28 protein-coding genes are annotated in these 26,217 nt (G+C 67.0%); 12 read left to right on the top strand and 16 right to left on the bottom strand.

All coding sequences use genetic code 11. The annotated features are described in order from the left end of the window. Positions 1-21 precede the first annotated feature (21 nt). Genes HUU99_RS02580 through cyoA form a run of 9 tightly spaced genes read right to left on the bottom strand, consistent with a single transcriptional unit; the run spans position 22 to position 8,878 of the window. Complete coding sequence (locus HUU99_RS02580; RefSeq protein WP_174285007.1) at positions 22-600, bottom strand: pseudouridine synthase; 579 nt, start codon at positions 598-600, stop codon at positions 22-24. Then, complete coding sequence (locus HUU99_RS02575; protein ID WP_174285006.1) at positions 597-2,213, bottom strand: NAD(P)/FAD-dependent oxidoreductase; 1,617 nt, start codon at positions 2,211-2,213, stop codon at positions 597-599. The genes HUU99_RS02580 and HUU99_RS02575 overlap by 4 nt, the downstream gene beginning before the upstream one ends. A 52-nt stretch (positions 2,214-2,265) precedes the next feature. After that, on the bottom strand, positions 2,266-2,796 hold the full coding sequence (locus tag HUU99_RS02570) for a response regulator transcription factor (RefSeq protein WP_174285005.1): 531 nt from the start codon (positions 2,794-2,796) through the stop codon (positions 2,266-2,268). After that, positions 2,789-4,096: an ATP-binding protein gene (locus HUU99_RS02565; protein WP_254602875.1), complete on the bottom strand. Its 1,308-nt coding sequence runs from the start codon at positions 4,094-4,096 to the stop codon at positions 2,789-2,791. Before HUU99_RS02565 ends, HUU99_RS02570 begins: the two co-directional genes overlap by 8 nt. Next, on the bottom strand, positions 4,093-4,860 hold the full coding sequence (locus HUU99_RS02560) for an SURF1 family protein (RefSeq protein ID WP_254602874.1): 768 nt from the start codon (positions 4,858-4,860) through the stop codon (positions 4,093-4,095). Before HUU99_RS02560 ends, HUU99_RS02565 begins: the two co-directional genes overlap by 4 nt. Beyond that, positions 4,857-5,249: a cytochrome o ubiquinol oxidase subunit IV gene (cyoD, locus tag HUU99_RS02555; RefSeq protein WP_174285003.1), complete on the bottom strand. Its 393-nt coding sequence runs from the start codon at positions 5,247-5,249 to the stop codon at positions 4,857-4,859. The genes HUU99_RS02560 and cyoD overlap by 4 nt, the downstream gene beginning before the upstream one ends. Continuing rightward, complete coding sequence (gene cyoC, locus HUU99_RS02550; RefSeq protein ID WP_174285002.1) at positions 5,246-5,866, bottom strand: cytochrome o ubiquinol oxidase subunit III; 621 nt, start codon at positions 5,864-5,866, stop codon at positions 5,246-5,248. Before cyoC ends, cyoD begins: the two co-directional genes overlap by 4 nt. Beyond that, the gene (gene cyoB / locus HUU99_RS02545; RefSeq protein ID WP_174285001.1) at positions 5,863-7,869 is read right to left on the bottom strand and encodes a cytochrome o ubiquinol oxidase subunit I; all 2,007 of its coding nucleotides are present in this window, start codon (positions 7,867-7,869) and stop codon (positions 5,863-5,865) included. The genes cyoC and cyoB overlap by 4 nt, the downstream gene beginning before the upstream one ends. Positions 7,870-7,882: 13 nt before the next feature. Continuing rightward, complete coding sequence (gene cyoA / locus HUU99_RS02540; RefSeq protein ID WP_438827176.1) at positions 7,883-8,878, bottom strand: ubiquinol oxidase subunit II; 996 nt, start codon at positions 8,876-8,878, stop codon at positions 7,883-7,885. A 331-nt stretch (positions 8,879-9,209) separates the two neighbouring features. Between cyoA and HUU99_RS02535 the strand changes: the two genes are divergently transcribed. Beyond that, the gene (locus HUU99_RS02535; RefSeq protein ID WP_174284999.1) at positions 9,210-10,547 is read left to right on the top strand and encodes an MFS transporter; all 1,338 of its coding nucleotides are present in this window, start codon (positions 9,210-9,212) and stop codon (positions 10,545-10,547) included. A 13-nt stretch (positions 10,548-10,560) separates the two neighbouring features. Here the strand turns inward: HUU99_RS02535 and gmk are convergent, their stop codons facing one another. The 4 genes from gmk to HUU99_RS02515 all read right to left on the bottom strand — a co-directional run bounded on the left by gmk (position 10,561) and on the right by HUU99_RS02515 (position 13,551). Next, positions 10,561-11,211: a guanylate kinase gene (gmk, locus tag HUU99_RS02530; protein ID WP_174284998.1), complete on the bottom strand. Its 651-nt coding sequence runs from the start codon at positions 11,209-11,211 to the stop codon at positions 10,561-10,563. Between the two features lie 54 nt (positions 11,212-11,265). Beyond that, positions 11,266-11,478 carry a hypothetical protein gene (locus HUU99_RS02525; protein WP_174284997.1) on the bottom strand — a complete coding sequence of 71 codons (213 nt, stop codon included), beginning with the start codon at positions 11,476-11,478 and terminating at the stop codon, positions 11,266-11,268. Between the two features lie 55 nt (positions 11,479-11,533). Beyond that, positions 11,534-12,922 carry a class II fumarate hydratase gene (fumC, locus tag HUU99_RS02520; protein WP_174284996.1) on the bottom strand — a complete coding sequence of 463 codons (1,389 nt, stop codon included), beginning with the start codon at positions 12,920-12,922 and terminating at the stop codon, positions 11,534-11,536. 143 nt (positions 12,923-13,065) lie between these two features. Continuing rightward, a complete protein-coding gene (locus tag HUU99_RS02515; RefSeq protein ID WP_174284995.1) occupies positions 13,066-13,551 on the bottom strand; it encodes an SspB family protein in 486 nt (161 codons plus the stop codon). A 124-nt stretch (positions 13,552-13,675) separates the two neighbouring features. On the opposite strand from HUU99_RS02515, the gene hisB reads away from it, so the two are divergent. The 11 genes from hisB (at position 13,676) to infC (ending at position 20,388) form a co-directional block, all read left to right on the top strand. Then, a complete protein-coding gene (gene hisB / locus HUU99_RS02510) occupies positions 13,676-14,266 on the top strand; it encodes an imidazoleglycerol-phosphate dehydratase HisB (RefSeq protein ID WP_174284994.1) in 591 nt (196 codons plus the stop codon). Beyond that, positions 14,263-14,580 carry a YciI family protein gene (locus HUU99_RS02505; RefSeq protein WP_174284993.1) on the top strand — a complete coding sequence of 106 codons (318 nt, stop codon included), beginning with the start codon at positions 14,263-14,265 and terminating at the stop codon, positions 14,578-14,580. Before hisB ends, HUU99_RS02505 begins: the two co-directional genes overlap by 4 nt. Next, positions 14,577-15,182 (top strand): imidazole glycerol phosphate synthase subunit HisH, encoded by a 606-nt coding sequence (gene hisH / locus HUU99_RS02500; protein WP_174285089.1) that lies wholly within the window; start codon positions 14,577-14,579, stop codon positions 15,180-15,182. Before HUU99_RS02505 ends, hisH begins: the two co-directional genes overlap by 4 nt. Before the next feature lie 145 nt (positions 15,183-15,327). Continuing rightward, positions 15,328-16,062, top strand: coding sequence for a 1-(5-phosphoribosyl)-5-[(5-phosphoribosylamino)methylideneamino]imidazole-4-carboxamide isomerase (gene hisA / locus HUU99_RS02495; protein ID WP_174284992.1), 735 nt, complete (start codon positions 15,328-15,330; stop codon positions 16,060-16,062). Continuing rightward, positions 16,059-16,295: a hypothetical protein gene (locus HUU99_RS02490; RefSeq protein ID WP_174284991.1), complete on the top strand. Its 237-nt coding sequence runs from the start codon at positions 16,059-16,061 to the stop codon at positions 16,293-16,295. Before hisA ends, HUU99_RS02490 begins: the two co-directional genes overlap by 4 nt. Next, positions 16,292-17,089, top strand: coding sequence for an imidazole glycerol phosphate synthase subunit HisF (gene hisF / locus HUU99_RS02485; protein ID WP_174284990.1), 798 nt, complete (start codon positions 16,292-16,294; stop codon positions 17,087-17,089). Before HUU99_RS02490 ends, hisF begins: the two co-directional genes overlap by 4 nt. A 24-nt stretch (positions 17,090-17,113) precedes the next feature. Further along, positions 17,114-17,332: a hypothetical protein gene (locus tag HUU99_RS02480; RefSeq protein ID WP_174284989.1), complete on the top strand. Its 219-nt coding sequence runs from the start codon at positions 17,114-17,116 to the stop codon at positions 17,330-17,332. A 30-nt stretch (positions 17,333-17,362) separates the two neighbouring features. Next, positions 17,363-17,680 carry a phosphoribosyl-ATP diphosphatase gene (locus tag HUU99_RS02475; RefSeq protein ID WP_174284988.1) on the top strand — a complete coding sequence of 106 codons (318 nt, stop codon included), beginning with the start codon at positions 17,363-17,365 and terminating at the stop codon, positions 17,678-17,680. Beyond that, positions 17,680-18,057, top strand: coding sequence for an HIT domain-containing protein (locus HUU99_RS02470; RefSeq protein WP_174284987.1), 378 nt, complete (start codon positions 17,680-17,682; stop codon positions 18,055-18,057). Before HUU99_RS02475 ends, HUU99_RS02470 begins: the two co-directional genes overlap by 1 nt. A gap of 88 nt (positions 18,058-18,145) precedes the next feature. Beyond that, entirely contained in the window at positions 18,146-19,711 is a 1,566-nt protein-coding gene (locus HUU99_RS02465; protein WP_174284986.1) for an amino acid permease, read from the top strand. 143 nt (positions 19,712-19,854) lie between these two features. After that, complete coding sequence (gene infC / locus HUU99_RS02460) at positions 19,855-20,388, top strand: translation initiation factor IF-3 (RefSeq protein ID WP_174284985.1); 534 nt, start codon at positions 19,855-19,857, stop codon at positions 20,386-20,388. Positions 20,389-20,475: 87 nt separating this feature from the next. Here infC and HUU99_RS02455 read toward each other — a convergent pair whose 3' ends face one another. The 3 genes from HUU99_RS02455 to mutS form a co-directional block, all read right to left on the bottom strand. Further along, entirely contained in the window at positions 20,476-23,223 is a 2,748-nt protein-coding gene (locus HUU99_RS02455; protein ID WP_174284984.1) for a [protein-PII] uridylyltransferase, read from the bottom strand. A 95-nt stretch (positions 23,224-23,318) separates the two neighbouring features. Continuing rightward, positions 23,319-23,483, bottom strand: coding sequence for a hypothetical protein (locus HUU99_RS02450; RefSeq protein ID WP_174284983.1), 165 nt, complete (start codon positions 23,481-23,483; stop codon positions 23,319-23,321). A gap of 117 nt (positions 23,484-23,600) precedes the next feature. Beyond that, positions 23,601-26,195 carry a DNA mismatch repair protein MutS gene (gene mutS, locus HUU99_RS02445; RefSeq protein ID WP_174285088.1) on the bottom strand — a complete coding sequence of 865 codons (2,595 nt, stop codon included), beginning with the start codon at positions 26,193-26,195 and terminating at the stop codon, positions 23,601-23,603. Positions 26,196-26,217 lie beyond the last annotated feature (22 nt).

The following is a 26,217-nucleotide window of genomic DNA, read 5'->3' as shown; positions in this document are numbered from 1 at the left end:
CGCAAGGTTGCATCCGCTCGCTCACCCGCCACCGCGATCATGCGGCGTACGGCTTTCGACCGCGACGCGCCATTCGCCCGGCTCAAGCCCCTCGACCGTCCAGTCCCCGATCCGCCAGCGCACCAGCCGGAGCGTCGGATGGCCGATCGCGGCGGTCATTCGCCGGACCTGGCGGTTGCGCCCTTCGCGGATGGTCAGCCGCAGCCAGCAATCCGCGACGGTCTTGCGGAACCGCACCGGCGGATCGCGCGGCCACAGGTCGGGTGGATCGATCCGATCCGCCTCGGCGGGCAAGGTCGGACCGTCCTTCAGCCCGACGCCCCGGCGCAGCGCCGCGAGCCCAGCCGCGTCGGGTTCGCCCTCGACCTGCACGAGATAGGTCTTGGCCAGCTTGAATTTCGGATCGGCGATCCGCGCCTGCAGCCGGCCATCGTCGGTCAGCAGCAGCAATCCCTCGCTGTCGAGATCGAGCCGCCCCGCGGGATAGACGCCGGGCAGGTCGATGAACCCGGACAGCGTCCGGCGTGGCGATCCGGTCGTGGTACGATCGGTGAACTGCGTCAGCACGCCGTACGGCTTGTTGAACGCGATCAGGGTCATGCCCCGCCCAGGCTCGCCGCGAGCGCCTCGGCGACCTTGATCCCGTCCACCGCCGCCGACAGGATACCGCCGGCATAACCGGCGCCTTCGCCCGCGGGGAACAAGCCTGTCGTGTTGAGGCTCTGGAAATCGTCGCCGCGCGTGAAGCGGACCGGGGAGGAGGTGCGCGTCTCGACCCCGGTCATGACGACGTCGGGATGGTCGTAGCCCGGAATCTGCCGTCCGAACACGGGCAGCGCCTCGCGCATCGCCGCCACCGCGAAATCGGGAAGACATTCCGCCAGATCGGTCGGGGTGACGCCGGGCTGGTAGGACGGCGTCACGACGCCCAGCGACGTCGATGGCCGCCCTGCGAGGAAGTCGCCGAGCCGCTGCGCGGGTGCCTTGTAGCTGGACCCGCCGGCAACGAAGGCGCGCTCCTCCCAATGGCGTTGCAGCGCGATGCCCGCCAGCGGATCGCCGGGAAAATCGCGTTCCGGATCGATCGCGACAACCAGCCCGGAATTGGCGTTGCGTTCGTTGCGCGAATATTGGCTCATGCCGTTGGTCGCGACCCGCCCCGCCTCCGACGTCGCAGCGACGACGGTACCGCCCGGACACATGCAGAAGCTGTAGACCGTCCGCCCGTTCGAGCAGTGGTGCGCGATATGATATTCGGCCGCGCCGAGGATCGGATTGCCCGCATCCGCACCGAAGCGCGACCGGTCGATCCAGGATTGCGGATGCTCGATCCGGACCCCGATCGAGAAGGGCTTCGCCTCGACATGCACGCCGACGGCGTGGAGCATCGCGAAGCTGTCGCGCGCGCTGTGCCCGATCGCGAGGACGACATGGCTCGCCTCCAGATAGTCGCCACCGTTCAGATGGAGCCCGCGGACGCGCCGCTGCCCGGCGGCATCGGTCGCGATGTCGAGGCCGTCGACGCGCGTGGAGAAGCGATATTCGCCGCCAAGCCCCTCGATCGTCGCGCGCATGCTCTCCACCATCGTCACCAGGCGGAACGTGCCGATATGCGGGTGCGCCTCGGTCAGGATGTCCGCGGGCGCGCCGGCCTTCACGAATTCGGTCAGCACCTTGCGGTCGAGATGCCGCTGGTCCTTGATCCGGCTGTAGAGCTTGCCGTCGGAGAACGTGCCCGCCCCGCCCTCCCCGAACTGCACGTTCGATTCCGGGTCCAGCACGCTGCGCCGCCACAGCCCCCAGGTGTCCTTCGTCCGCTCGCGAACGACCTTGCCGCGATCGAGGATGATCGGCCGCAACCCCATCTGCGCGAGGATCAGCGCGGCGAACAGCCCGCACGGGCCGGCACCGATCACCACGGGCCGCGGGCCATGCGCGGGCGGGCGCGCGACGATCCGGTAGCTGGTGTCCGGGGTCCGTTCGACCTGCCGGTCCTTGCGGAACCGCGCGAGCACCGCAGCCTCGTCCTTCACGTTCACGTCGACCGAATAGACGAGCGTGATCCGCGTCTTGTCGCGCGCGTCGTGCGCGCGGCGCGCGACGGCGTGGCGGACGAGATCGCGCGGGGTGATCCGCAACCGCTTGCAGATCGCCGCCGGCAGCGCCTCGTCCGGATGGTGCAGCGGCAGCGTCAATTCGGTCAGGCGGATCATCCCGCGCGCTGTAGACGGATCGTACCGCGCGCCGCAATCGCGCGACGGCCCGTCAGGTCACCCGCCGCTTGTCCAGCTTGCGCGCCAGCGTCCGCCGGTGCATCCCCAGCCGGCGTGCGGTCTCCGACACGTTGAAGCCCGTTTCCGCCAGCACTTCGTTGATCCGTTCCCATTCGATGGTCTTGATCGACGACTGTCGGTCGCCGACCGGCACCCCCGCGTCGCCGATCGTCATCCCGAACGCGCGTTCGATGTCGTCGGTGTTCGCCGGCTTGGCCAGATACGAGGTCGCGCCGAGCTTGATCGACTGCACCGCGGTGGCGATGCTGGCATAGCCGGTCAGAACGATGACGATCGTCGCCGGGTCGTGTGCATGCAGTGCCTCGACACAGGTCAGCCCCGATGTCTGCGCCAGCTTCAGGTCCACCACCGCATAATTGGGCGTCCGCGATTGGAGGAACGCGTCGAGTTCGACCGGCCCAGCCGCCACGACGACCTCGTAATCGCGGCGCTCGAACGATCGTTGCAGCGTCCGCGCGAAGGTCGCGTCGTCCTCGACGATCAGCAGCAGCGGCTTACCCATCCGTACCGACCAGGCTGATCGCGGCGAGCGGCAGGCTGAGCGTCACTTCCGCTCCCCCCTCGGGCCGGTTGTGCGCCGCGAGCGTTCCGCCGAGCTTTCGCGCGACATTGCCGACGAGAAACAGGCCGAGGCCGCGGCCGAGATCGGGCTTGCTGCTGTTATAGGGCTTGCCCAGACCGGCCAGCTGTTCGGCGGGGAAGCCCGGTCCTTCATCGCGCACCGTCAATGTAAGCGCGTCGCCGATGCGCCACAGATCGATGGCGATCGCCCCCGGCGAAACCTCGGCGGCATTGTCGAGCAGGTTGAACACCGCCTGTTGCAGCACGACGTCGGATGCGATCGGCACGTCCGCGCCGAACCGGTCGGCGTAGCGCGCATTCGCGAAGCCACGCGCCGCGGACCATTCGCCGACCACCCTGTCCATCAGCACGCGTACGCTGGTGGCGGAGGATTCCTCGCCGCGCGCGTCGCCTGACGACAGCAATATCCCCGTCACGATCGCCTTGCACCGTTGCACCTCCGCCTGCATGTCCTCGACATCGCGCACCAGATCGGGATCGCGCGCGATCGCCGCGGTGCGTCGCCAGTCGCCGAGGATCACCGACAGCGACGACAGGGGCGTCCCCAGTTCGTGCGCCGCGCCCGATGCGAGCATGCCGATCCGGACGATATGGTCCTCCTCCGACGCCTGTTGCCGGATATCGGCCAGATACGCGTCCTGCGCGCGCAGGTTGCCGTTGATGCGGGTCACGAACATCACGAGCAGCACCGCGACGAGCGCGAAGCACACCCACATCCCCTGGACGTGCAGCGCGAACAGGCTTCGATCGATCGTCGGCGGCAGCGTGATCGGCCGGTACACGGCGGTCAGGACGGCGAACGCCACGCTGGTCGCGGCGACCAGCGCCCAGCTCGACCAGCGATCGAGCAAGACGGATCCCAGCACGACCTGGAGCAGGAACAGCGACACGAACGGGTTGGTCGCGCCGCCGCTCAGATATAATTGTGCCGACAGCGCGGCGACATCGAGCAGCAGCGCACCGAACAGTTCCGCATTGGTGATCGCGCGGTCGCGGCGCAGCAGCACGAAACTGACCGCGTTGAGCGCGACCAATGCGGTCAACACGCCAAGCATCGCGATCAGCGGCAGCGTGATCCCGAACGCGAACCGGGTGAGCAGGATCGTGACCAGTTGCCCCGCCACCGCGAGCCAGCGCAACTGCACCAGCTGGAGCAGATTGTCGTGCCCCGCCGTATCGATCCGCGGACGACGCGCGCCGAGGGGCAGGCCGGGCGTCAAGGGCGTTCGCGGCGGTCGAGGACGATCCAATAGCAGAACCCCGCGGCGGCCATGACCGCCAGCGTATACCACGTAATCGCATAGACGAGGTGATTGTTCGGGAAATCGATGACGGTCAACCCGCCGACCGGCTGGTTCGGCGCGCTCGTGTTGGCGTCGGCGTCGATGAAATACGGGACGACGTCACCCAACCCCCGGCGTGCGGCGATCGCCGCCACATCGCGCGAATACCAATGGTCGGTCGCGGGATCGTTGCGCCGGAGGAATCCGCCGCCGGGCTCGGTCAGGCGGAGGAGGCCGGTGACGATCACCAGGCCGTTTCGGCACATGATCCCACGCCGTCCCTGTTCTCCCGCGAAGGCGGAAGCCAAGGCTGGGTCCCCGCCCTCGCGGGGACACAAGGGGGCTGGGTACGTGGCTCGGCGAGGGACGTATCCACGATCGACCAGAACCGTCCGGCCGCCCGCCGTCCGCAGCGGCGTCATCACCCACCAGCCCGCGCCGCGATCGGTGACCGCCTGGACGAAGCTGTCCTTCCCGGCGACGAACTTACCGGTCGCGACGATCCGGCGATATTCGTCGTCCTTCGTCGCGCGTATCGGCGCGGGCACGGGCGCGGCGTGGACTCGCGCATCGACCCGCGCGATCAGATCCAGCTTCCAGACGCGGCGATGCACCTGCCAGGTGCCGAGCCACAGTAATCCGACGATCGCGCCGATCCACAGCAGCGCGGCCAGCCCGCGCGCCAGCGCCCGGCGCGTCACCCCATTTGTCGCATGTCTTGGGTCGGCATCATGTTCGCGTTCATATGGTACATCACCCATAGCGAGCCGCTGAGCGCGATCGCGACGATAACGACGGTGAACATCAGCGCCATGATCGACCAGCCGCCCTCGGCCCGCCGGTTCATGTGGAGGAAGAAGATCATGTGGACGACGATCTGCACCGCGGCGAACGCCATGATGACGAACGCCGTCGCCTGGTTCGCGAGCGGCATCGTCATCACCAGCCAGAACGGGATCGCGGTCAGGACCGCCGCCAGCCCGAAGCCGATCCAATAGCCCTTGCGCGAACCGTGCGATTCCTCGTCGTGAAGATCGGTGTCGTGCAGACCGGCATCGTGATGACCGGTGTCGTGACCATGCACGCTCATCGCAGCATTCCCATCAGGTAGACGAAGGTGAAGACGCCGATCCAGATCACGTCGAGGAAATGCCAGAACAGGCTGAGGCACATCAGCCGCCGCCGGTTGGCGGGGATCAGCCCCTTCAGCTGGACCTGCACCATCAGCACGACGAGCCAGAGCAGCCCGCAGGTGACGTGCAGCCCGTGCGTCCCGACCAAAGTGAAGAAGGACGACAGGAACGCGCTCCGCCCCGGCCCGGCCCCGTCCGCGATCAGGTGCGAGAATTCGTAAAGCTCGATCCCGATGAACGCCGCGCCGAACAGCCCGGTGATCGCCAGCCATCCCAGCGTCCCACCCTTCTTGCCGTCGGTCATCGCCAGCATCGCGAAGCCGTAGGTGATCGACGAGAACAGCAGCATCGACGTGTTGACCGCGACCAAAGGCAGCTCGAACAGCTGTTTCGGCCCCGGGCCGCCGGCATAGCTGGTGCCGAGCACGCCATAAGTTGCAAACAGCATCGCGAAGATGAGGCAATCGCTCATCAGGTAGATCCAGAAGCCGAGCATCGTGCTCGACCCCTCGGCATGATGCGGTTCCTCCGTCAGGTGGAAGACATCGCGACCTGGTAGCGTGACTGCGCTCATGTCGCCGCCCGTGCCAGCTGGCGCGTGCGTGCCGCCTCCTGCGCGATCACATCGGCCTTCGCGATATGGTGGTCGCGCTTGTAGTTGAAGGTGTGGACGATCGCGCTCGCCAGGATGCCGACGAAGCTGAGTGCGGCAAGCCACCAGACGTACCAGATCATCCCGACGCCGAACGCCACGCTGAACCCGGCGATGATGACGCCGGTGCCGGTGTTGCTCGGCATATGGATGTCTGCATGGCCCGCGTCCGGACGCCGGTAGCCCATCGCCTTCATGTCCCACCATGCGTCGCCGTCATGGACGACGGGCGTGAAGGCGAAGTTGTAGTCGGGCGGCGGCGAGGAGGTCGCCCATTCCAGCGTGCGACCGTTCCACGGATCGCCGGTCAGGTCGCGCAGCCGTTCGCGGTCGCGGATGCTGACATAGAATTGCACCAGCATCGCCGCGATGCCGAGCGCGACCAGGAATGCGCCGAAGCCGGCGATGATGAACCATATCTGCAACGACGGATCGTCGAACGTCCGCAGCCGCCGGGTCACGCCCATCAGCCCCAGGACGTAGAGCGGCATGAACGCGAAATAGAAGCCACTGACCCAGCACCAGAAGCTGACCTTGCCCCAGAATGCGTCGAGCCTGAAGCCGAAGGCCTTGGGAAACCAGTAATTGATCCCGGCGAACGCGCCGAACACCACGCCGCCGATGATGACGTTGTGAAAATGCGCGACGAGGAACAGCGAATTGTGCAGCACGAAATCCGCCGGCGGCACCGCGAGCAGCACGCCCGTCATCCCGCCCAGCGTGAACGTCACCATGAACGCGATCGTCCACATCATCGGCAATTCGAACCGCACCCGGCCGCGGTACATCGTGAACAGCCAGTTGAAGATCTTCGCGCCCGTCGGGATCGAGATGATCATCGTCGTGATCCCGAAGAAGGAATTGACGCTCGCGCCCGATCCCATCGTGAAGAAATGGTGCAACCAGACGAGATACGCCAGGATCGTGATGACCATCGTCGCGTAGACCATCGACGTATAGCCGAACAGTTTCTTACCCGAAAAGGTCGATGTCACTTCGCTGAATACTCCGAACATCGGCAGGATCAGGATATACACTTCCGGATGACCCCAGATCCAGATGAGGTTCACGTACATCATCGGATTGCCGCCGAGCGTGTTCGTGAAGAACGCGGTGCCGACATAGCGATCGAGGCTGAGCAACGCCAACACCGCGGTCAGCACGGGGAAGGCCGCGACGATCAGGATGTTGGTGCACAAAGCGGTCCAGCAGAAGATCGGCATCTTCATCATCGTCATGCCCGGCGCGCGCATCTTCACGATCGTCGCGATAAGATTGACGCCCGACAGCAGCGTGCCGACACCCGCCACCTGAAGCGCCCAGATGTAGTAATCGACGCCGACGCCGGGGCTGTAGTCGATCCCCGACAGCGGCGGCATCGCCAGCCAGCCGGTCTGCGCGAATTCGCCGACGAACAGGCTCATCATCACGATCACCGCGCCGCCCGCGGTCATCCAGAAGCTGAAATTGTTGAGGAACGGGAACGACACGTCGCGCGCGCCGATCTGCAGCGGGACGACATAGTTCATCAGGCCGGTGACGAAGGGCATCGCGACGAAGAAGATCATGATGACGCCGTGCGCGGTGAACACCTGATCGTAATGATGCGCGTTGAGATATCCTTCTGAGCCGTCGAACGCCATCGCCTGCTGCAACCGCATCATGATCGCGTCGGAAAAGCCGCGCAGCAGCATGACGATGCCGAGGATCATGTACATGATCCCGATCTTCTTGTGATCGACCGTCGTGAACCACTGCGTCCACAGATAGCCCCATAGCCGGAAATACGTCAGCGCGGCGAGCAGCGCCGCGCCGCCCATCGCCACCACCGCGAAGGTCCCGACGACGATCGGTTCGTGGAGCGGCAGCGATTCGACCGTGAAGCGACCGAGGACCGGACTGACGGCGAGCGGCGATAAATGCATCGGATTGGCCATCTTAGAGGGGCTTCTGCTTGGGCGTGGTCGACTCCGCGGGGGAGGAAGGACCGCGTTGCTTGACGTCGACGGGGCTGGCAGGCGGCGGGCCGCCGGCATTGGTGGTCGTCAACGGCGACCGCGCGATGTCGCCACGCGGCGTCCCGCTATTCGCCTTGCCGCCCATTGCCGACGGATCCGCGCCGTTGGTACGCATCATGTCGGCCATGCAGGTGGTGCCGGGCACGACGCACTGGTTCACGACCGCGTCGAACAGGCCGGGCGCGACCCGGCCGAAGCGGATCACGGGCACCGTCTCGGTCGGTTTTTCCAGCGTCAGATAATTGGCGCGCGTCAGCGGCAGCGCGGCGGCGCGGTTGCGCGCGACCCAGGCCGCGAAACCCGCATCGTCCAGCCCGTGAAACCGGAACCGCATCCCCGAAAAACCAGCACCGCTGTAATTGGACGAGAAGCCCGCATAATCGCCGGGCGTGTTGATGACCGCATGCAGCTTCGTCTCCATCGACGGCATCGCATAGATCATGCCCGCCAGCGTCGGCACGTAGAACGCGTTCATCACCGACGACGACGTGATCCGGAACCGGATCGGCCGATCGACCGGCGCGGCCAGTTCGTTGACCGTCGCGAAGCCATATTGCGGGTAGATGAAGAGCCATTTCCAGTCGAGCGCGACGACCTGCACCTCCAGCGGCACGACCCCCGCCGCCACCGGCCGGTCCTTCGCGATCCGTCCGATCGGGCGGTAGGGATCGAGCAGGTGCGTCCCTGTCCACGTCACCGCGCCGAGACAGATGACGATCAGCAACGGCGCGGCCCAGATGACGAGTTCGAGCTGCGTCGAATGATCCCAGTCCGGCGCATAGGTCGCGGTCTGGCTGGTCGCGCGATAACGCCATGCGAACAGCCCGACGAGCGCGATCACGGGCACGACGATCAGCAGCATCAGACACGTCGCGAATATCACCAGATTGCGCTGCTGGAGCGCGACGTCGCCCATCGGATGCATGACGACAGCGCTGCACCCGCCCAGCAGGACCAAAGGCGACAGCGTCCACCCTTTTCCCATCCCGGCAAAGGCCGGGGGCCAGTTGCGGGACGATCGCGGCCGCGCGCTTCCCTCACTTACGCTAACCGGCGCACCTGGGTCCCGGCCTTCGCCGGGGTGGGGCGTAGGGGAATGGTCATCGAGAGTTGGCGAGCCAGGCATGACGCCGATATAGGCCCATATGCTGCGATGCGTCATTGGACATTTTGTCCAATCCTGCGAACATGCGTAATGGTGCATGTAGCACGATGGCTGTCACGACTCCCAGCCGCAGGAACATACCATGATCGCCCAGCCCGGCACGCTTGCCCCCGCCTCCCATACCGCCGAGCGCGACGCGCGCGCGATCAATGCGGGTGACGGCCATGTCCGGCCGAGCGAGATCGCGATCGGCGTCGTCATAGGGCGGACATCGGAATTCTTCGACTTCTTCGTCTACGCCATCGCATCGGTGCTGGTCTTCCCGGCGCTCGTCTTCCCTTATGTCGACCGGCTGACGGGCACCTTCTATTCATTCGCGATCTTTGCGCTCGCCTTCATCGCGCGACCGATCGGGTCGCTCATATTCCTGCGCGTCGACGAGGTGCTCGGGCGCGGCACGAAGCTGACGATCGCGCTGTTCCTGCTCGGCGGGTCGACCGCGTCGGTCGCGTTCCTGCCCGGCTACGAGACGATCGGCAATTGGTCCGCGATCCTCCTCGCGCTGTTCCGCATCGGCCAGGGGATCGCGCTCGGCGGCGCGTGGGACGGGCTCGCCTCGCTCCTCGCGCTCAACGCACCGGCGCACAAGCGCGGCTGGTATGCGATGATCCCGCAGCTCGGCGCGCCGCTCGGGCTGATCGTGGCGAGCGGGCTGTTCGCGTTCTTCCTGCTGTCGCTGTCGACCCCGGATTTCATCGAATGGGGCTGGCGCTACCCGTTCTTCGTCGCGTTCGCGATCAACGTCGTCGCGCTTTTCGCACGGCTGCGCATGGTGACGACGCCCGATTACACCGCGTTGTTCGAAAGCCGCGATCTGGAGCCCTCGCGCGTCGTTGACACGCTTCGCAGCGACTGGCGCAACATCGTGATCGGTGCCTTCGCGCCGCTCGCCAGCTTCGCCTTGTTCCACATGGTGACGGTCTTCCCGCTGTCCTGGGTCGTGCTGTTCGCGCACGAGGATGCGGCGTGGTTCCTGGGGATCGAGATCATCGGCGGGTTCGTCGGGCTATTGTCCGTCGCCGCCTCGGGGCTGCTTGCGGACCGGTTCGGGCGGCGCTCGCTGCTGGGCGCATCGGCGCTGGGGATCGCCGTCTTCAGCGGGTTCGCGCCGCAATTGCTGAACGGCGGCGGCACGGGCGAGATCGTGTTCATGGTCGTGGGCTTCGCGCTGATGGGGCTCGCCTTCGGGCAATCCTCGGGCGCGGTCGCCGCCAATTTCGCGACCGCGCGGCGCTATACCGGGTCCGCGCTGACGTCCGATATCGCATGGCTGGTCGGGGCCGGCTTCGCGCCGCTCGTCGCCTTGTGGCTGGCGAGCCGGTTCGGGTTGTTGGCGGCGGGCGCGTATCTGCTGTCGGGTGCGCTCGGCACGCTGATCGCACTCGGGATCAACAAGGAACTGGGGCGGCGCATCTCCTGACCCGCCGCCCGGCTCACCGCGTCAGTTTGCGGATGAAGCCGATGATGCCGGTCTGGCGCGACCGTTTCAGCCGTTCGGCGGCCAGGATCGTCTTCACGCCCGCAAAGCAGGTCTCGACCGCGTCGTTGACCAGCACATAGTCGTACCCGTCCCAGTGGCTGACCTCGGCCGCCGCACGCGCCATCCGCGCGTCTATGACCGCATCGGTATCGGTCGCACGCTTTCTCAGGCGGTCGTGGAGTTCCTCCATCGACGGGGGCAGCACGAACACGCGAACGACATCGCCGCCCGCGATCTGGAACAATTGCTGCGCGCCCTGCCAGTCGATGTCGAACAGCACGTCGCGCCCGGCGGCCAGTTCCGCCTCGACCGGTGCCTTCGGCGTGCCGTAGCGATGCCCGAAGACATGCGCCCATTCGATGAATTCATGATCCGCCACCATCTGGCGAAACCGATCGAGATCGACGAAGCGATAGTCCCGCCCGTCGACTTCGCCGGGCCGGATCGGCCGCGTCGTCGCGGAGACGGACATCACGAGTTCCGGCTCGTCCGCCAGCAGCTTGCGGGCGATCGTGGATTTGCCCGCGCCCGAGGGCGACGACAGCACGAACAATACGCCTCGGCGGCGAAAGCCATGCGGGTCGTCGGTCGGGGGCTGGTCCATGCGCGCTAGTGGCGCGGCAGGGGTGCGGGCGTCAAGTATCGCCGGCGGGCGCGTTTAGGCCGCCGGTCCGCCCAGCAGCCGCTCACGGAGTTCCGCCGCGCCGCGCAGCACGCCCCAGCCGATCGCATAGGTCACCACCAGCGGCAGCACGACCTTCAGCACATTGGCGGTCACCGCACCGACGATCGCGCCCTCCCCGACATCGTCGCCGCCGTTCAGTTCATCGATCGCCGCGCCGATCAGCGCGCCTACGGTCGTCGCACCCATGATCTGTCTCCCTTTGGTCGGCTGGCATAAAGCCGAACGCGCGGCGAGGTTCCCATCAGCGGCCGAGCATCGCCTCGGGGCGGACGACGCGGTCGAACGTCTCGCCGTCGACCAGCCCCAGCGCCAGTCCCGCCTCGCGCAACGTCAGGCCATGCTCGTGCGCGTGCTTGGCGATCTTCGCCGCGGCGTCATAGCCGATCGCGGGCGCGAGCGCGGTCACCAGCATCAGCGACCGGTCGAGCAGTTCGGCGATCCGCCCGCGATTGGGTTCGAGCCCGTCGACGCAACGTTCGGCGAAACTTTCCATCGCCGTCGACAGAAGATCGATCGATCGAAGCACGTTCGCGCCGATCAGCGGCTTGAAGACGTTCAACTCCAGATGGCCCTGCATCCCGCCGATGGTGATGGCGACATGGTTGCCCATGACTTGCGCGGCGACCATCGTCAGCATCTCGCACTGCGTCGGATTGACCTTGCCCGGCATGATCGAGCTGCCGGGTTCGTTCGCGGGCAGGTCGAGTTCGCCGAACCCGCAGCGCGGGCCGGAGCCGAGCAGGCGAATGTCGTTCGCGATCTTGGTCAGCGCGACCGCGAGGCTGTTGAGCCGTCCCGACAGGTCGACCAGCGTGTCGTTCGATGCCAGAGCCTCGAACTTGTTGGGTGCGCTTTCGAACGCGAAGCCGGTGATCGCGCTGATCTCCCGCGCGAACGCCTCGCCGAACCCGTGCGGCGCATTAAGCCCGGTCCCGACCGCAGTACCACCCTGCGCCAGTCGGGACACGGCATTGGCGACGAACGGCTCGGTGCGCACCCGCGCCAGACGCATCTGCGCGCCAAAGCCGGAAAATTCCTGCCCCAGGGTCAGCGGCGTCGCGTCCTGCAGATGCGTCCGCCCGATCTTGACGATGTCGTCCCACGCCGCCGCCCTGGCGAACAAGGCCTCCTCCAGCCGCAGCAGCGCTGGCAGCAACCGGTGCGAACAGGCGAGCGCGGCGGCGACGTGCAGCGCGGTCGGGAAGCTGTCGTTCGACGACTGGCTCTTGTTGACGTCGTCATTGGGATGCACCGGCGACTTGCCGCCGCGCGTCCCCGCCAGCCGCTCGTTGGCGATCCCGGCGATGACCTCGTTGACGTTCATGTTCGATTGGGTGCCGCTGCCCGTCTGCCAGATGACGAGCGGGAACTGGTCGTCGAACTGTCCTGCCGCGATATCCGCCGCCGCCGCCTCGATCGCATCCGCCTTGTCGCCCGGCAACCCGTGCGCGCGGTTCACGCGGGCGGCCGCCTGCTTCGCCAAGGCCAGCGCATGCACGATCTCGATCGGCATCCGCTCGCGCGTGGCGAACGGGAAATTTTCGATGCTGCGCTGGGTCTGTGCGCCCCAATAGGCGGCGGCAGGGACCTGGATGGGGCCGAGCGAATCGGTTTCGGTGCGGGTGGTCATGCTACCTTCTATCCCTCTCCCGTCGGGAGAGGGAGGGAGCAGCAAAGCTGCGGAAGGGTGAGGACAGGAAAAGGGGAACTGTCCTCACCCTTCCCACTCGCTTCGCGAGCGGGCCCCCCTCCCTCTCCCAAAGGGAGAGGGAATTACTTTTTCCTTTTAAAATCCACCGCGACGACGTTCGACCCGTCCTCGACCGGCGCGGCGCTAGGCCCGTCGTTCTGTGCCGAGTCATGCGGCTCGGGACCGTCGTCCGGCCCCTCCTGCGCCTGAAAACGCAGTTCGAAATTCACCGCGGGGTCGTGGAACCCCGTGATCGCCGAATAGGGGATGACCAGCTTCGACGGCACCTGGTTGAAGCTCAGCCCGACCGAAAAGCGCGTGTCGTCGACGATCAGGTCCCAATAGCGGTTCTGCAGGACGATCGTCATCTCGTCGGGGAAGCGTTCGATCAGCCGCTGCGGGATGTCGACGCCCGCGCCTTGCGTCTTGAAGGTGATGTAGAAATGATGCTCGCCCGGCAGCGATCCGCCCGCCGCGACCGAGCCGAGCACGCGGCCGATCACGCCGCGCAGGGTGTCCTGGACGATCTCGTCATAGGGAATCAGGCTGTCGGGAAGACCGTCGCTCATTCCCCTTGGGTAGCGCGCTTTGGGGGCCGGTCAAGATTGCACCGAGCGCGACGCGCTCAGGATTGCACGGAGCGCGTCGCGCTCAAGATTGCATGACCGCGCATCGGCGTTATGGGGGAGGGCCATGACGCGCACCTCCACCATCAGCCGGACCACTGCGGAAACCGATATCGCGGTGACGATCGATCTCGACGGCACGGGGGCGTACGACGTCGCGACCGGGATCGGTTTCTTCGACCATATGCTCGAACAATTGTCCCGCCATTCACTGATCGACCTGCATGTGCGCACGCACGGCGACCTGCATATCGACCAGCACCACACCGTCGAGGATACCGGCATCGCGATCGGCGAAGCGGTGGCAAGGGCGCTCGGCGACAAGCGCGGTATCCGCCGCTACGGCGACGCGCTGTCGCCGATGGACGAGACGCTGACCCGGGTGGCGCTCGACATCTCCGGCCGCCCCTGGCTCGTCTGGAAGACCGCGTTCAGCCAGAAGCGGCTTGGCGAGATGGATACCGAGTTGTTCCAGCACTGGTTCCACAGCTTCGCGCAGGCCGCGGGCATCACGCTCCACGTCGAGACGCTGCACGGCGAGAACAACCACCACATCGCCGAAAGCGCGTTCAAGGGGCTCGCCCGCGCACTGCGGACCGCGGTCGAGATCGATCCGCGGAAAGGGGATGCGATCCCGTCGACCAAGGGCATGTTGTGAGCGAACCCTTTGCGCGACCGAACGCGCCTTTGTGCATCGTCCTCCTGACCTATGACGCGCCGCTCGATGCGATCGACGCGGCGATGAAGGATCATGTCGCCTGGCTCGCCACCGGCTACGACCAGGGCGTGATCCTGATGTCGGGGCGGCAGGTGCCGCGGACCGGCGGCGCAATCATCTTTCGCGGCGACGAGGATTCGGTCGAGGCGGTCGTCGCGACCGACCCCTTCGTCGTGCAGGGGCTGGCGACCACGCGGATCGTCGCGTTCACCGCCAGCATGGCGGCGCGCGACTTGGCGGACCTGCTGGGCTGATGCTCGCCTTGATCGACATCGAATCGGGCAATCTCCGATCGGTCGAGAATGCGTTGCGCGCGGCGGGGTGCGACGATCTGGTCGTGACCGCGGACCCGGCGACGATAGCGGGGGCAGACCGGATCATATTGCCCGGTGTCGGCGCATTCGGCGTGTGTACCGCCAATTTGCGCAAGGTCGACGGGCTCGAGGCGGCATTGCGTGAGGCGGCACTGACGAAGGCGCGGCCGTTCCTGGGCATCTGCGTCGGCATGCAATTAATGGCGGGAGTCGGCGAAGAGATGGGGTTGCACGAGGGGTTGGGGTGGATGGACGGCCATGTCCGCCCGCTCGATCCCGCCGACCCGGCGGCAAAGGTGCCGCATATGGGGTGGAACGACGTGACGCCGGACCATGCCCATCCGATCGTCGAACCGGGCGAAGCGTATTTCCTTCACAGCTATGCCTATGCGGGGGCAGACGTGATCGCGACGACCGATCATGCCGGCCCCGTCACCGCCGCGATCGGCTGCGACAATCTGCTGGGGGTGCAGTTCCATCCGGAAAAGAGCCAGCGTTACGGGCTGGCGCTGCTGGAGAGGTTTCTCGCATGGCGGCCGTGACCCCTGCAAATCCTCCCCGGGACGGGGAGGGGGACCAGCGAAGCTGGTGGAGGGGGTTCGCCGTAAATGCTTCGCTTGCCGCCCGCCCCCTCCACCACGCGCTGCGCGCGCGGTCCCCCTCCCCGCAAGCGGGGAGGATTTAACGGTGACCCTCATCGTCTTCCCCGCCATCGATCTGAAGGCCGGCCAGGTCGTGCGCCTCGCCGAGGGCGATATGGACCGCGCGACGGTGTATGGCGACGATCCCGCCGCGCAGGCGATGCTGTTCGCCGATGCAGGCGCGGAGTATCTGCACGTCGTCGATCTGGACGGCGCGTTCGCCGGGCAATCGGTCAATGGTGAAGCGGTAAAGGCGATCGTCGAACGTTTCCCCGGCCATGTCCAGCTGGGCGGCGGCATCCGTAATGCGGCGAGCGTCGCGGGCTGGTTCGATCTCGGCGTCTCGCGCGTCGTCATCGGCACCGCCGCGCTGGAGAACCCCGACTTCGTCCGTGCCATGGCGCGCGACTGGCCCGGCGGGATCGTCGTCGCGGTGGATGCGAAGGACGGCATGGTCGCGACGCGCGGCTGGGCGGACGTGTCCGACGTGACCGTCGTCGATATGGCGCGCCGGTTCGAGGATGCGGGGGTGGCGGCCTTGCTGTTCACCGATGTCGGCCGCGACGGGATGCTGAAGGGGTGCAACGTCGAGGCGACGGTCGACTTGGCGCGCGCAGTGGACATCCCGGTGATCGCGTCGGGCGGGGTGAAGGGGATCGCGGAGATCCACGTCCTTGCGCTGCATGCGCGGGATGGGGTGGAGGGCGTCATCACCGGCCGGGCGCTGTACGACGGGCGGCTCGACCTGACGGCGGCGCTTGCCGTGGCGGCGGCGGCGTGAACGCCACCCTCGGCACCTTGGTAATGTTTGCGCTCGCCGCCTTCGTAGGCGTCCAAACCTACGACAACTACCGCATGGGCAAGATGCAGGTCGTAACCAAGAATATCTCTCCGGTTTTCGACCGTATCGACGACGCGATATTTTTCTGGGGAGCGACGGCGATCAATGTCGCCGTGACCAGCGTCTGCACGATCGGCGGCTTGATTCTGCTTGCCGGGCTGTTCATCCGATGACCGTCCGCGCGCGCGTCATCCCCTGTCTCGACGTGGCGAACGGCCGCGTCGTGAAGGGTGTCAATTTCGTCGACCTCATCGACGCGGGCGACCCCGTCGAACAGGCGCGCGCCTATGACGCCGCGGGAGCGGACGAACTCTGCTTCCTCGATATCACCGCGACGCACGAGACGCGCGGGACGATCCTCGACGTCGTGCGCCGCACCGCCGCGGTATGCTTCATGCCGCTCACCGTCGGCGGCGGCGTGCGATCCGCCGACGATGCGCGCGCGCTGCTGCTCGCGGGGGCGGACAAGGTCGCGGTGAATTCCGCCGCAGTCGCACGGCCCGAAATCGTCTCCGACATCGCCGAGCGGTTCGGCAGCCAATGCTGCGTCGCCAGCATCGACGCGCGCCGGACCGCGACCGGCGCTTCGGCGGGCTCGGCGCAGCGCTGGGAAGTCTTCACGCATGGCGGCCGCCGTCCGACCGGCATCGACGCGGTCGCGCACGCGCTGCATCTCGCCGAACTGGGTGCCGGCGAATTGCTCGTCACCTCGATGGACCGCGACGGCACCCGCGGCGGCTACGATCTCGACCTGATCCGCGCGATCGCCGACCGGACGCGCGTCCCCGTCGTCGCGAGCGGCGGGGTCGGCGGGCTGGACGATCTGGTCGCTGGCATCGTCGAGGGACATGCCTCCGCCGTCCTCGCCGCGTCGATCTTCCATTTCGGCGAGGCGTCGATCGCCGACGCGCACGCCGCGCTCGCCGCCGCGGGCGTTCGCGTCCGCCAACCGCTGACGCCGCGTTAACGCCCCCGCGCTATGGCAGGGGCGATGCGCTTCGCCCTCCTCCTCCTCGCCACCCCCGCCTTCGCCGCGGTCGGATCGGGACATAGCGGTATCGTCCACCCGCGCACCGGGCCGGCGCTGTCCGACGTCGCGCTGTTCGTCTGCGCCGCGGTCGGCGTCTGGCTCGCCCGTCGGGCATTGCGGGCGCGGTTCCGGAACGAGGCGGACCGCACCGACAAGGCCGGCCTACCCGACAAGGATTGACCGCGCCGCGCCCGTCCGTAGAGCGAGCGCATGGCCGACGACATCATCGACCGATTGCAGGCGACCATCGCCGACCGCCGCGGCCGGGACGCGGCGAGCAGCTACACCGCAAGCCTGTTCGCCCGCGGCCGCGCCCGGATCGCGCAGAAACTGGGCGAGGAAGCGACCGAGACCGTCATCGCCGCGATGGGGACCGACCCGCAAACCATCGTGCCCGAGGCGGCGGACCTGCTCTATCACCTGCTCGTCCTGCTGGCCGATGCCGGCTTGTCGATAGACGATGTCCGCGCCGAACTGACCCGGCGCGAGGGCGTGTCGGGGCATGACGAGAAAGCGGGAAGACTCTGATGCCGATCGACCCCACCCTTCCCTATGACGACCAGAACATATTCGCCAAGATCCTGCGCGGGGAGATACCCGCGAAGCGGGTGTACGAAGACGATCATGCGATCGCCTTTCCCGACATCGCCGCGCAGGCACCGACCCACATCCTCGTGATCCCGAAGGGTGCATATGTGTCGTGGGACGATTTCAGCACGCGCGCATCCGATGCCGAGATCGCGAGCTTCGTCCGCGCGGTCGGGGCGGTCGCGCGGGCGGCGGGGCTGGTGGAGGACGGCTACCGGCTGCTGGCCAATATCGGCCGCGACGCACACCAGGAGGTCGCGCATCTGCACGTCCATATCCTCGCCGGGCGGCCGCTCGGCCCGATGCTCGCGCCGTAAGGGATTGCGCGTCACAAAATTGCCTCTAGGCTTCGGCGCGTGAAGAGGCCCCGACGGGCCGTATCAATCCCCGGGGGGACGGCATTTCATGATATTCGGTCGTGTAAAATCGCTGGACGCAATTCTGCGGACCGCGGAGCGGAAATCGCTCCACCGATCGCTCGGCTGGTTCCAGCTGACCCTGTTCGGCATCGGCTGCGTCATCGGCACGGGCATCTTCGTTCTTACCGCCGCGGGCGCGCAGAAGGCGGGTCCGGGGCTGATGCTGGCCTTCGCCATCGCCGGCGCGATCTGCATCGTGGCGGCGCTTTGCTATGCGGAGATCGCGGCGATGATGCCAGTCGCAGGCTCCGCCTATACCTATACCTATGCGACGATGGGCGAATTGCCCGCCTGGACGGTCGGCTGGGCATTGATCCTGGAATATGCGGTCGCCGCCTCCGCGGTAGCGGTCGGCTGGTCGGGCTATTTCTCGGGCACGATCCTCGACCATACATTGGGCATCCATCTGCCCGCCTGGCTCGCGACCGGACCGCTGGCGCTCGGCGGATCGCCCGGCGGCTTGATCAATCTGCCCGCGGTCGTCATCTCGCTGCTCGTGACCTGGCTGCTGGTCATCGGCACGAGCGAGAGCGCGAAGGTCAACGCGGTGCTCGTCCTGATCAAGGTCGTGGCGCTGACCGCATTCGTCGTCCTGACCGTCCCGCGGATCGATCCGGCTAATTTCAACCCGTTCCTTCCCGCCGGACTGTTCGGCGGGTTCGGTACGGGGCTGGGCGCGGTCGGCGCGGCGGCGACGATCTTCTTCGCCTATGTCGGGTTCGATTCGGTTTCCACCGCGGCGGAGGAGACCAAGAACCCGCAGCGCAACGTGCCGATCGGCCTGATCGCCAGCCTGTTATTCTGCACCGTCTTCTACATCATCGTCGCTGCGGGGGCGGTGGGAACGATCGGCGGCCAACCCGTCATGGGGCCCGATGGCATCCCCTTCCCGACCGGATCGGAAGAACTGGCGCGGCAATGCGCGATGCCCAAATACGCCCAGGCGCTGGTCTGTTCGAACGAGGCGCTGGCGCATGTCCTGCGCACGATCGGGTTCGGCAAGATCGGCAATCTGCTGGGCTATGCCGCTTTCTTCGCGCTGCCATCGGTCATCCTGGTCCTGCTGTTCGGCCAGACGCGCATCTTCTTCGTGATGTCGCGCGACGGCCTGTTGCCGCCGTCGTGGAGCCGGGTCCATCCGAAGTGGAAGACGCCGCATATCGTGACGCTGATCACCGGTGTCGCCGTCGCGGTCGCCGCGGCGTTCCTGCCGGTCGGGCAGCTGGTCGACTATGCCAATGCCGGCACGCTGTACGCCTTCATGATGGTCGCGATCGCGCTGCTGGTCCTGCGGCGGACCGAACCCGACCGCCCGCGGTCGTTCCGGACGCCGCTGGTCTGGCTGATCGCACCGCTCACCGTGGCCGGCTGCGTCTTCCTGTTCCTGAATTTGCAGACGATCGCGATGATCGTGCTGCCGGTCTGGGGGGCGCTGGGGATGCTGATCTATTTCAGCTATAGTCGGTCGCGCAGCCATTTGGGGCGCGGGATCGACGATCCGGACGAGGCTGAACTCGCCGGTATGCCACCGCCGCACGTCGGACCGCGCTGATCGGCGAAAAGGGCGTCGGCGACCGTGCCAACTCCCTTTCACGAGCGATCGCGCGATAAAGCGCGGCGCGTCTTTCGCGACCGACGCAAAAGCGCTATATGCCCCCTCGATAATTTCGAGGAGCGATACCCATACCACCCCCCATGACGCGCCGGCCAAACCAGGCGCCGCCGATGAACGGCCCCAGATTCAACGAATGGATCGTCAGCCCCAAGGTCCGCGTGATCGACCATGAGGGCGAGAATCTCGGCGTGATGTATACGCGCGAAGCGATCGCGCAGGCGGCCGAGCTGGGCCTCGACTTGGTCGAGGTATCGCCCAACGCCGATCCGCCCGTCGCCAAATATCTCGATGTCGGCAAGTTCAAATACGAGGCGCAGAAAAAGGCCAACCTCGCGCGCAAGTCGCAGAAGACGCAGGAGATCAAGGAGATCAAGATGCGTCCGAACATCGACGACCATGATTATGATACCAAGATGAAGAAGGTGAACGACTTCATCGGCGAAGGCGACAAGGTGAAGATCACGCTTCGCTTCCGCGGTCGCGAATTGTCGCATGGCCAGCTCGGCATGAACCTGCTGAAGCGCGTGCAGGACGACGTCGCGGAGGTCGCGAAGATCGAAGCCTATCCGCGCATGGAAGGTCGCCAGATGCTGATGGTGCTGGCACCGAAGTGAAATAGCAGCCGCTATTTTCACGTCTCGTCGGTGCCACGGCCGGCGAGGCAACGCCTCGGCCGATGGCGCGACTCCACTTCGCGCCCCCTACGCCGCGATATCGATCGCCGTCCCCCCGGCCGCCGCCAGCAACCGGCGTTCCAGCGTCTTCAGCCGGGTGGGTGCGTCGATTCGGTCGCCGGTCAGGTCGGTCAGGTAGAAGGTGTCGACCGCGCGTTCGCCGTACGTCGCGACATGCGCCGAATGAATCATGACCTTGGACTGGAAGAACGCGTTCGCCAGCTGGTTGAGCAGCGCCGGCCGGTCGCGCGCGTTGACCTCCACCACCGTGAAGCGGTTCGACGCGCGGTTGTCGATCAGGACGTTGGGAACGATGTCGAACGCGTCGGCGCGCGTCCGGGCGGCGGGTTTCGCGATCAGCCGGTCGGCCAGCTTGCCCCGGTTCGCCAGCGCATCCTCGATCGCGATCGACAGCCTGGCAAGCTGGCCGGGATCGTCGAACGGCCGGCCGATCGGATCCTGGACCAGGAAATTGTCGAGCGCCATGCCGTCGCGCGTCGTGTGGATCCGCGCATCGATGATGTTGCCCCCCGCGACATGGATCGCCCCCGCGATCCGGTAGAACAGCCCGGGATGGTCCGCGGCGTAGATCGTCACCAACGTCGCGCCGCGGTCCGGATAGACCTGCGCGTCAATCGTCAGCGGCGCGTCCCCCGCGCGCGCCACCAGCCGGGCGTTGTGCGCCAGCACATCGCCGGGTTCCGCCACCCAATAGGCCTCGGGCAGGCGACGGACATAGCCGGCGAGCGCCGCGTCGCCCCAGCCCATCGCCGCCGCGAGCGCGTGCTGCTTGACCGCGATCCGCTCGTCGCGGCCGCGCTGCTTGTGGCCGAGCCGCAGCACCTCCTCCGCCGATTCGTACAGGGTCGCCAGCAATTGCCGCTTCCACCCGTTCCAGACGCCGGGCCCGACCGCGCGGATATCGACGATGGTCAGCACCAGCAGCAACCGCAACCGTTCGGGGCTCTGCACCGTCTCGCTGAAATCGAGGATCGTCTTGAAATCCGACAGGTCGCGCTTGAACGCGGTCGCGGCCATCAGCAAATGGTGGCGGACCAGCCACGCGACGGTCTCGGTCTCCGCAGCGCTCAATCCCAACCGCGGGCATAACCGGCACGCGACCTCGGCCCCCATCACCGAATGATCCCCGCCGCGCCCCTTAGCGATGTCGTGGAGCAGCACCGCGACATACAGCACGCGGCGCGACACGATCTGGCCGATGACGACGCTGGCCAGCGGATGATCGTCCGACAATATCCCGCGTTCGATCCGGCTGAGCAGCCCGATCGCGCGGATCGTGTGTTCGTCGACGGTGTAGTGATGGTACATGTCGAACTGCATCTGCGCGACGACGCGGCCGAAATCGGGTACGAAGCGACCGAATACGCCGGCCTCGTTCATCCAGCGCAGCACCTGTTCGGGATCGCGCGGGCTGGTCAGCACGTCGAGGAACAGCGCGTTGGCGCGGGCGTAGCGGCGCACCTTGCCGACCAGCTTCGCATCGCGCGCGGCGGCGCGCATCGCGAGCGGATGGATCTCCAGTCCATAGCGATCAGCGAGCGCGAACAGCGCGATCAGCCGGACGGGATCGTCCGCGAAAAAATCGTCATCGGGCAATGCGAGCCGGCCGCGGTCGAGAACGAAGCCGTTCAAGCGCCCGGGTTTGCGCCGGATCGTCGGCAATCCGAACCGCCGCCCGCGCGCGGCGAACTTGTCATCGAGATGCGCGAGGAAAACCCCGGTCAGGTCGCCGACCGTCTTCGCCTGCAGGAAATAATATTGCATGAAGCGTTCGACGCTCGACTTGCCGGGCCGGTCGGAGAACCGCATCCGCTCCGCGATCTCGCGCTGGTAATCGAAGGTCAGCCGGTCCTCCGCACGCCCCGCGATCAGATGCAGATGACAGCGCACCGCCCACAGGAAATCGTCCGCGCGGTGGAACAGGCGATACTCGTCCGCGGTCAGCAATCCGGTCTCTACCAGCTGCGCCGCGCGCTGCACGTCATAGACATATTTGCCGATCCAGAAGAGCGCGTGGAGATCGCGCAGGCCACCCTTGCCTTCCTTCACATTGGGTTCGACGACATAGCGCGTATCGCCCATCTTCGCGTGTCGCTGATCGCGTTCGCTCAGCTTGTCGGCGATGAACGCGCGCGCGGTGTCGGCCTGAACCTCGGTCTTGAACCGCTTCGCCGCTTCCTCGTAGACGGCCATGTCGCCGCAGACGAAGCGCGCTTCCAGCAGCGCGGTACGGACCGTCACGTCGCCTTTCGCCTGGCGGATCATCTCGTCCAGCGATCGACTGGAATGACCGACCTTCAGCCCCAGATCCCATAATGTGTAGAGCATCGCCTCGATGACCTGTTCCACCTGCGGCGGCTGCTTCCACGGCGTCAGGAAACCGATATCGACGTCTGAATGCGGTGCCATCTCGCCGCGACCATAGCCGCCCACCGCGATCAGCGTCATACGGCTCGCGGTCGTGGGATTGGGTGCCGGGTACAACCGCGTCATCGTGAAATCGAACAGCGCGGACAGGAGCTTGTCGACCAGATAGGCCTGCGCCGCCGCCGCCTCCAGCCCGCGCGCGGGATAGGTCGCCAGCCGCCGCGCGATCTCCGCGCGCCCCGCCGCCAATGCGGCGTGCAACGTCACGACGGCCGCGCGACGCAGCGCCACGGGCCCGATCCCTTCGACCGCCGCCAGATCGTCGGCAAGCAGGCGCGAATCGACGATCGCGCGGCGGTTGGGCAGGGTATCGAAACGCGACGGCATGTGCCTCGGCGATAGGCGCATCGCCGCGCGGCGTCATCTTCCGATCGTATCGACGGCGCGACGGCATGGCGCAATCCGCGACTCGCCCGCGGCGTTCAGCCGGGCTCGGCCATATCCACCTGAGGACCTATTTGCGCCAGCCGCTCACGGATCAGCGATATCGGCATTGCGAGATGCGCGACGACGAGCGTGTCGCCGTCCTTCTCGACCAGGTCGGACGCTTGCTCCAACAATCGCAGCGCATGCAGATACGACTTCATCGCGGCGTCCTCGCCCCAATTACGCGGGGTCGATGTCGGGCACTCCACTCGATTCTTGATCGACCGGGGCACATGCATACGCATAAAGGCGAAGACACGCCAGTATCTTGATGCAGATTAATAATTCTCGTCGTGTCGCTCTTGACCGATAGCGAGCGTCCGAAGCCCATACAGCGTGTCGAGCGCCTCGCGCGGGGTCAGCGAGTCGATATCGAGCGCCTCGATCGCCGCGCGCAACGGGTCGACCGGGGGCGAGGCAACCGCTGCGGCGGCGGCGAACAACGGCAGATCGTCGAGCCCTGCTGCGATCCCGCCGGTCCTCGCTCGGCCGGCCTCCAGTTTGGCCAGTACCGATTTCGCGCGTGCGACCGTTGCCGGCGGCAGCCCCGCCAGCCTGGCGACCGCCAGCCCATAGCTTCTATCCGCCGGGCCTTCGGCCAGTTCATGGAGCAGAACCAGCTCCCCCTTCCACTCGCGCGCGCGGACATGGTGTAGCGACAATGCATCGCAGCGTTCGGCGAGCCGGGTCAGCTCATGGTAGTGCGTCGCGAACAGGCACCGGCAGCGATTGTCCTCATGGATCGCCTCGACGACGGCCCATGCGATGGCAAGCCCGTCATAGGTCGATGTGCCGCGCCCGACCTCGTCCAAGATCACGAAGCTGCGCGGGGTCGCCTGCGCCAGGATCGCAGCGGTCTCGACCATCTCGACCATGAAGGTCGACCGCCCCCGCGCGAGATTGTCCGACGCGCCGACCCGGCTGAACAGGCGGTCGACCAGCCCGAGCGTCGCCTTCGTCGCTGGAACATAGCAGCCGGCCTGCGCCAGGACGGCGATCAGCGCGTTCTGGCGAAGGAAGGTCGACTTGCCGCCCATGTTAGGCCCGGTCACCAGCCAGAGCCGCGACGTCTCCGACAGCGTGCAGTCGTTCGCGACGAACCGCCCGCCCGACGCCGTCACCGCGGTCTCGACCACGGGATGCCGCCCGCCGACGATATCGAAACAGGCGTGATCGACCAGCGCCGGCCGTGCCCAGCCCCCCTCGACCGCACGCTCGGCATTGGCGGCCGACACGTCGAGGCGGGCAAGCGCGTCCGCGGTGGCCGCGATCCCCTCCCGGTTCGCCAGCGCACCGGCGATCAGGTCCTCCAGATGCGCCGCCTCCGCCGCCAGGGCGTGCGCACCGGCCTGCGATACCTTGGCGGCGACCTCATGCAGCGCGGGCGTGTTGAAGCGGACGACGCCCGCCAGCGTCTGCCGGTGGGTGAAGCCGCTGTCCGCGCGCATCAGCGGATCGGCGGCGCGCGCCGGCACTTCGACATGATAGCCGAGCACGCCGTTATGCCGGATCTTCAGGCTGGCGATACCGGTTTCGCCCCGGAACTGCGCCTCCAGTGCGGCGATCGCGCGGCGGCCGCCTGCGCCGGTGTCACGCAGATCGTCGAGCGCGAGGTCGTATCCCGCCGCGATATACCCGCCATCCGCGGCATCGACCGGCGGACCGGGTACCAGCGCACGCTTGAGATGATCGATCAGCGCCCCGTGCCCGCGCAGGCGCGGCACGAGATCGGCGAGCAGCGCCGGCGGCGCGGCGATCGTCCCGAGCCGTTCGCCCAGCAGCCAGGCCCCGTCCAGTCCGTCGCGCAGCTGTGCCAGGTCGCGCGGGCCGCCCCGCCCCGCCGCCAGCCGCCCGAGCGCACGGCCGATATCGGGCAATGCGCGAAGCTGGCCGCGCAGGTGCTCGCGAAGAGCGGGGTCGTCATAAAGATACGCGACCAGATCGAGCCGCGCATCGACGGCGGCGCGGTCCATCAGCGGTGCCGCGATATCGCCCCCCAGCATCCGCGCACCCGCCCCCGTCACCGTCCGGTCGACCGCGTCGAGCAGGCTGCCCTTGCGCTGGCCGCCCGCGGTCGCGGTCAGTTCCAGGCTCTCGCGCGTCGCGGCATCGATCGCCATGACGTGCGCCGCGCGGTGGAGGACGGGCGGGCGCAGGAACGGCAGCGCCCCCTTGGCGGTATGATCCAGATACGCGACCAACCCGCCCGCCGCCGCCAGCCCCGCCCGGCTGAACTGGCTGAAGCCGTCGAGCGTGGCGACACCGTAAAGCCGCTTCAGCCGCGCCTCGCCGATATTGCTGTCGAATTCACGACGCGGGCGTAGCGTCGTCGCGCCATCGATCGCGCCGCCCTCCGCCGCGACGACCTCCGCCGCGGCCAGCCGCGCCAGATCGGCGGACAGCGAGGCGGCGTCGGTCTCGATCACGACGAACCGCCCGGTCGACACGTCCGCCGCCGCGACCGCGACACCGCCGCCCGCCTCAGCCACCGCCGCGCACCAATTGTCCGTGCGCGCGTCGAGCAATGCCTCTTCGGTCAAGGTGCCGGCGGTGACGACGCGAACGATCGCGCGCGCCACCAGCGTCTTGCCGGCGCGTCTCTTCGCATCCGCCGGACTTTCGGTCTGCTCGGCGATCGCGACTCGATGCCCGGCCTTGATCAGCCGCTGCAGATATCCGGTCGCGGCATGGACCGGCACGCCGCACATCGGGATCCGGTCCCCGTCATGCTCGCCGCGCGCGGTCAATGCGATGTCCAGGCAGGTGGCCGCCACCTTCGCATCGTCGAAGAACAGCTCGAAGAAATCGCCCATGCGGTAGAAGAGCAGGCAATCCTGCGCCTCGGCCTTCAGCGCGAGATACTGCGCCATCATCGGGGTGGGAGGGGCGGTCATC

This window comes from Sphingomonas bacterium (assembly GCF_903642285.1).
GTDB lineage: Bacteria > Pseudomonadota > Alphaproteobacteria > Sphingomonadales > Sphingomonadaceae > Sphingomonas.
The sequence above is the reverse complement of the archived record's forward strand: the minus strand, read 5'-3'. Positions and strand labels throughout refer to the sequence as shown.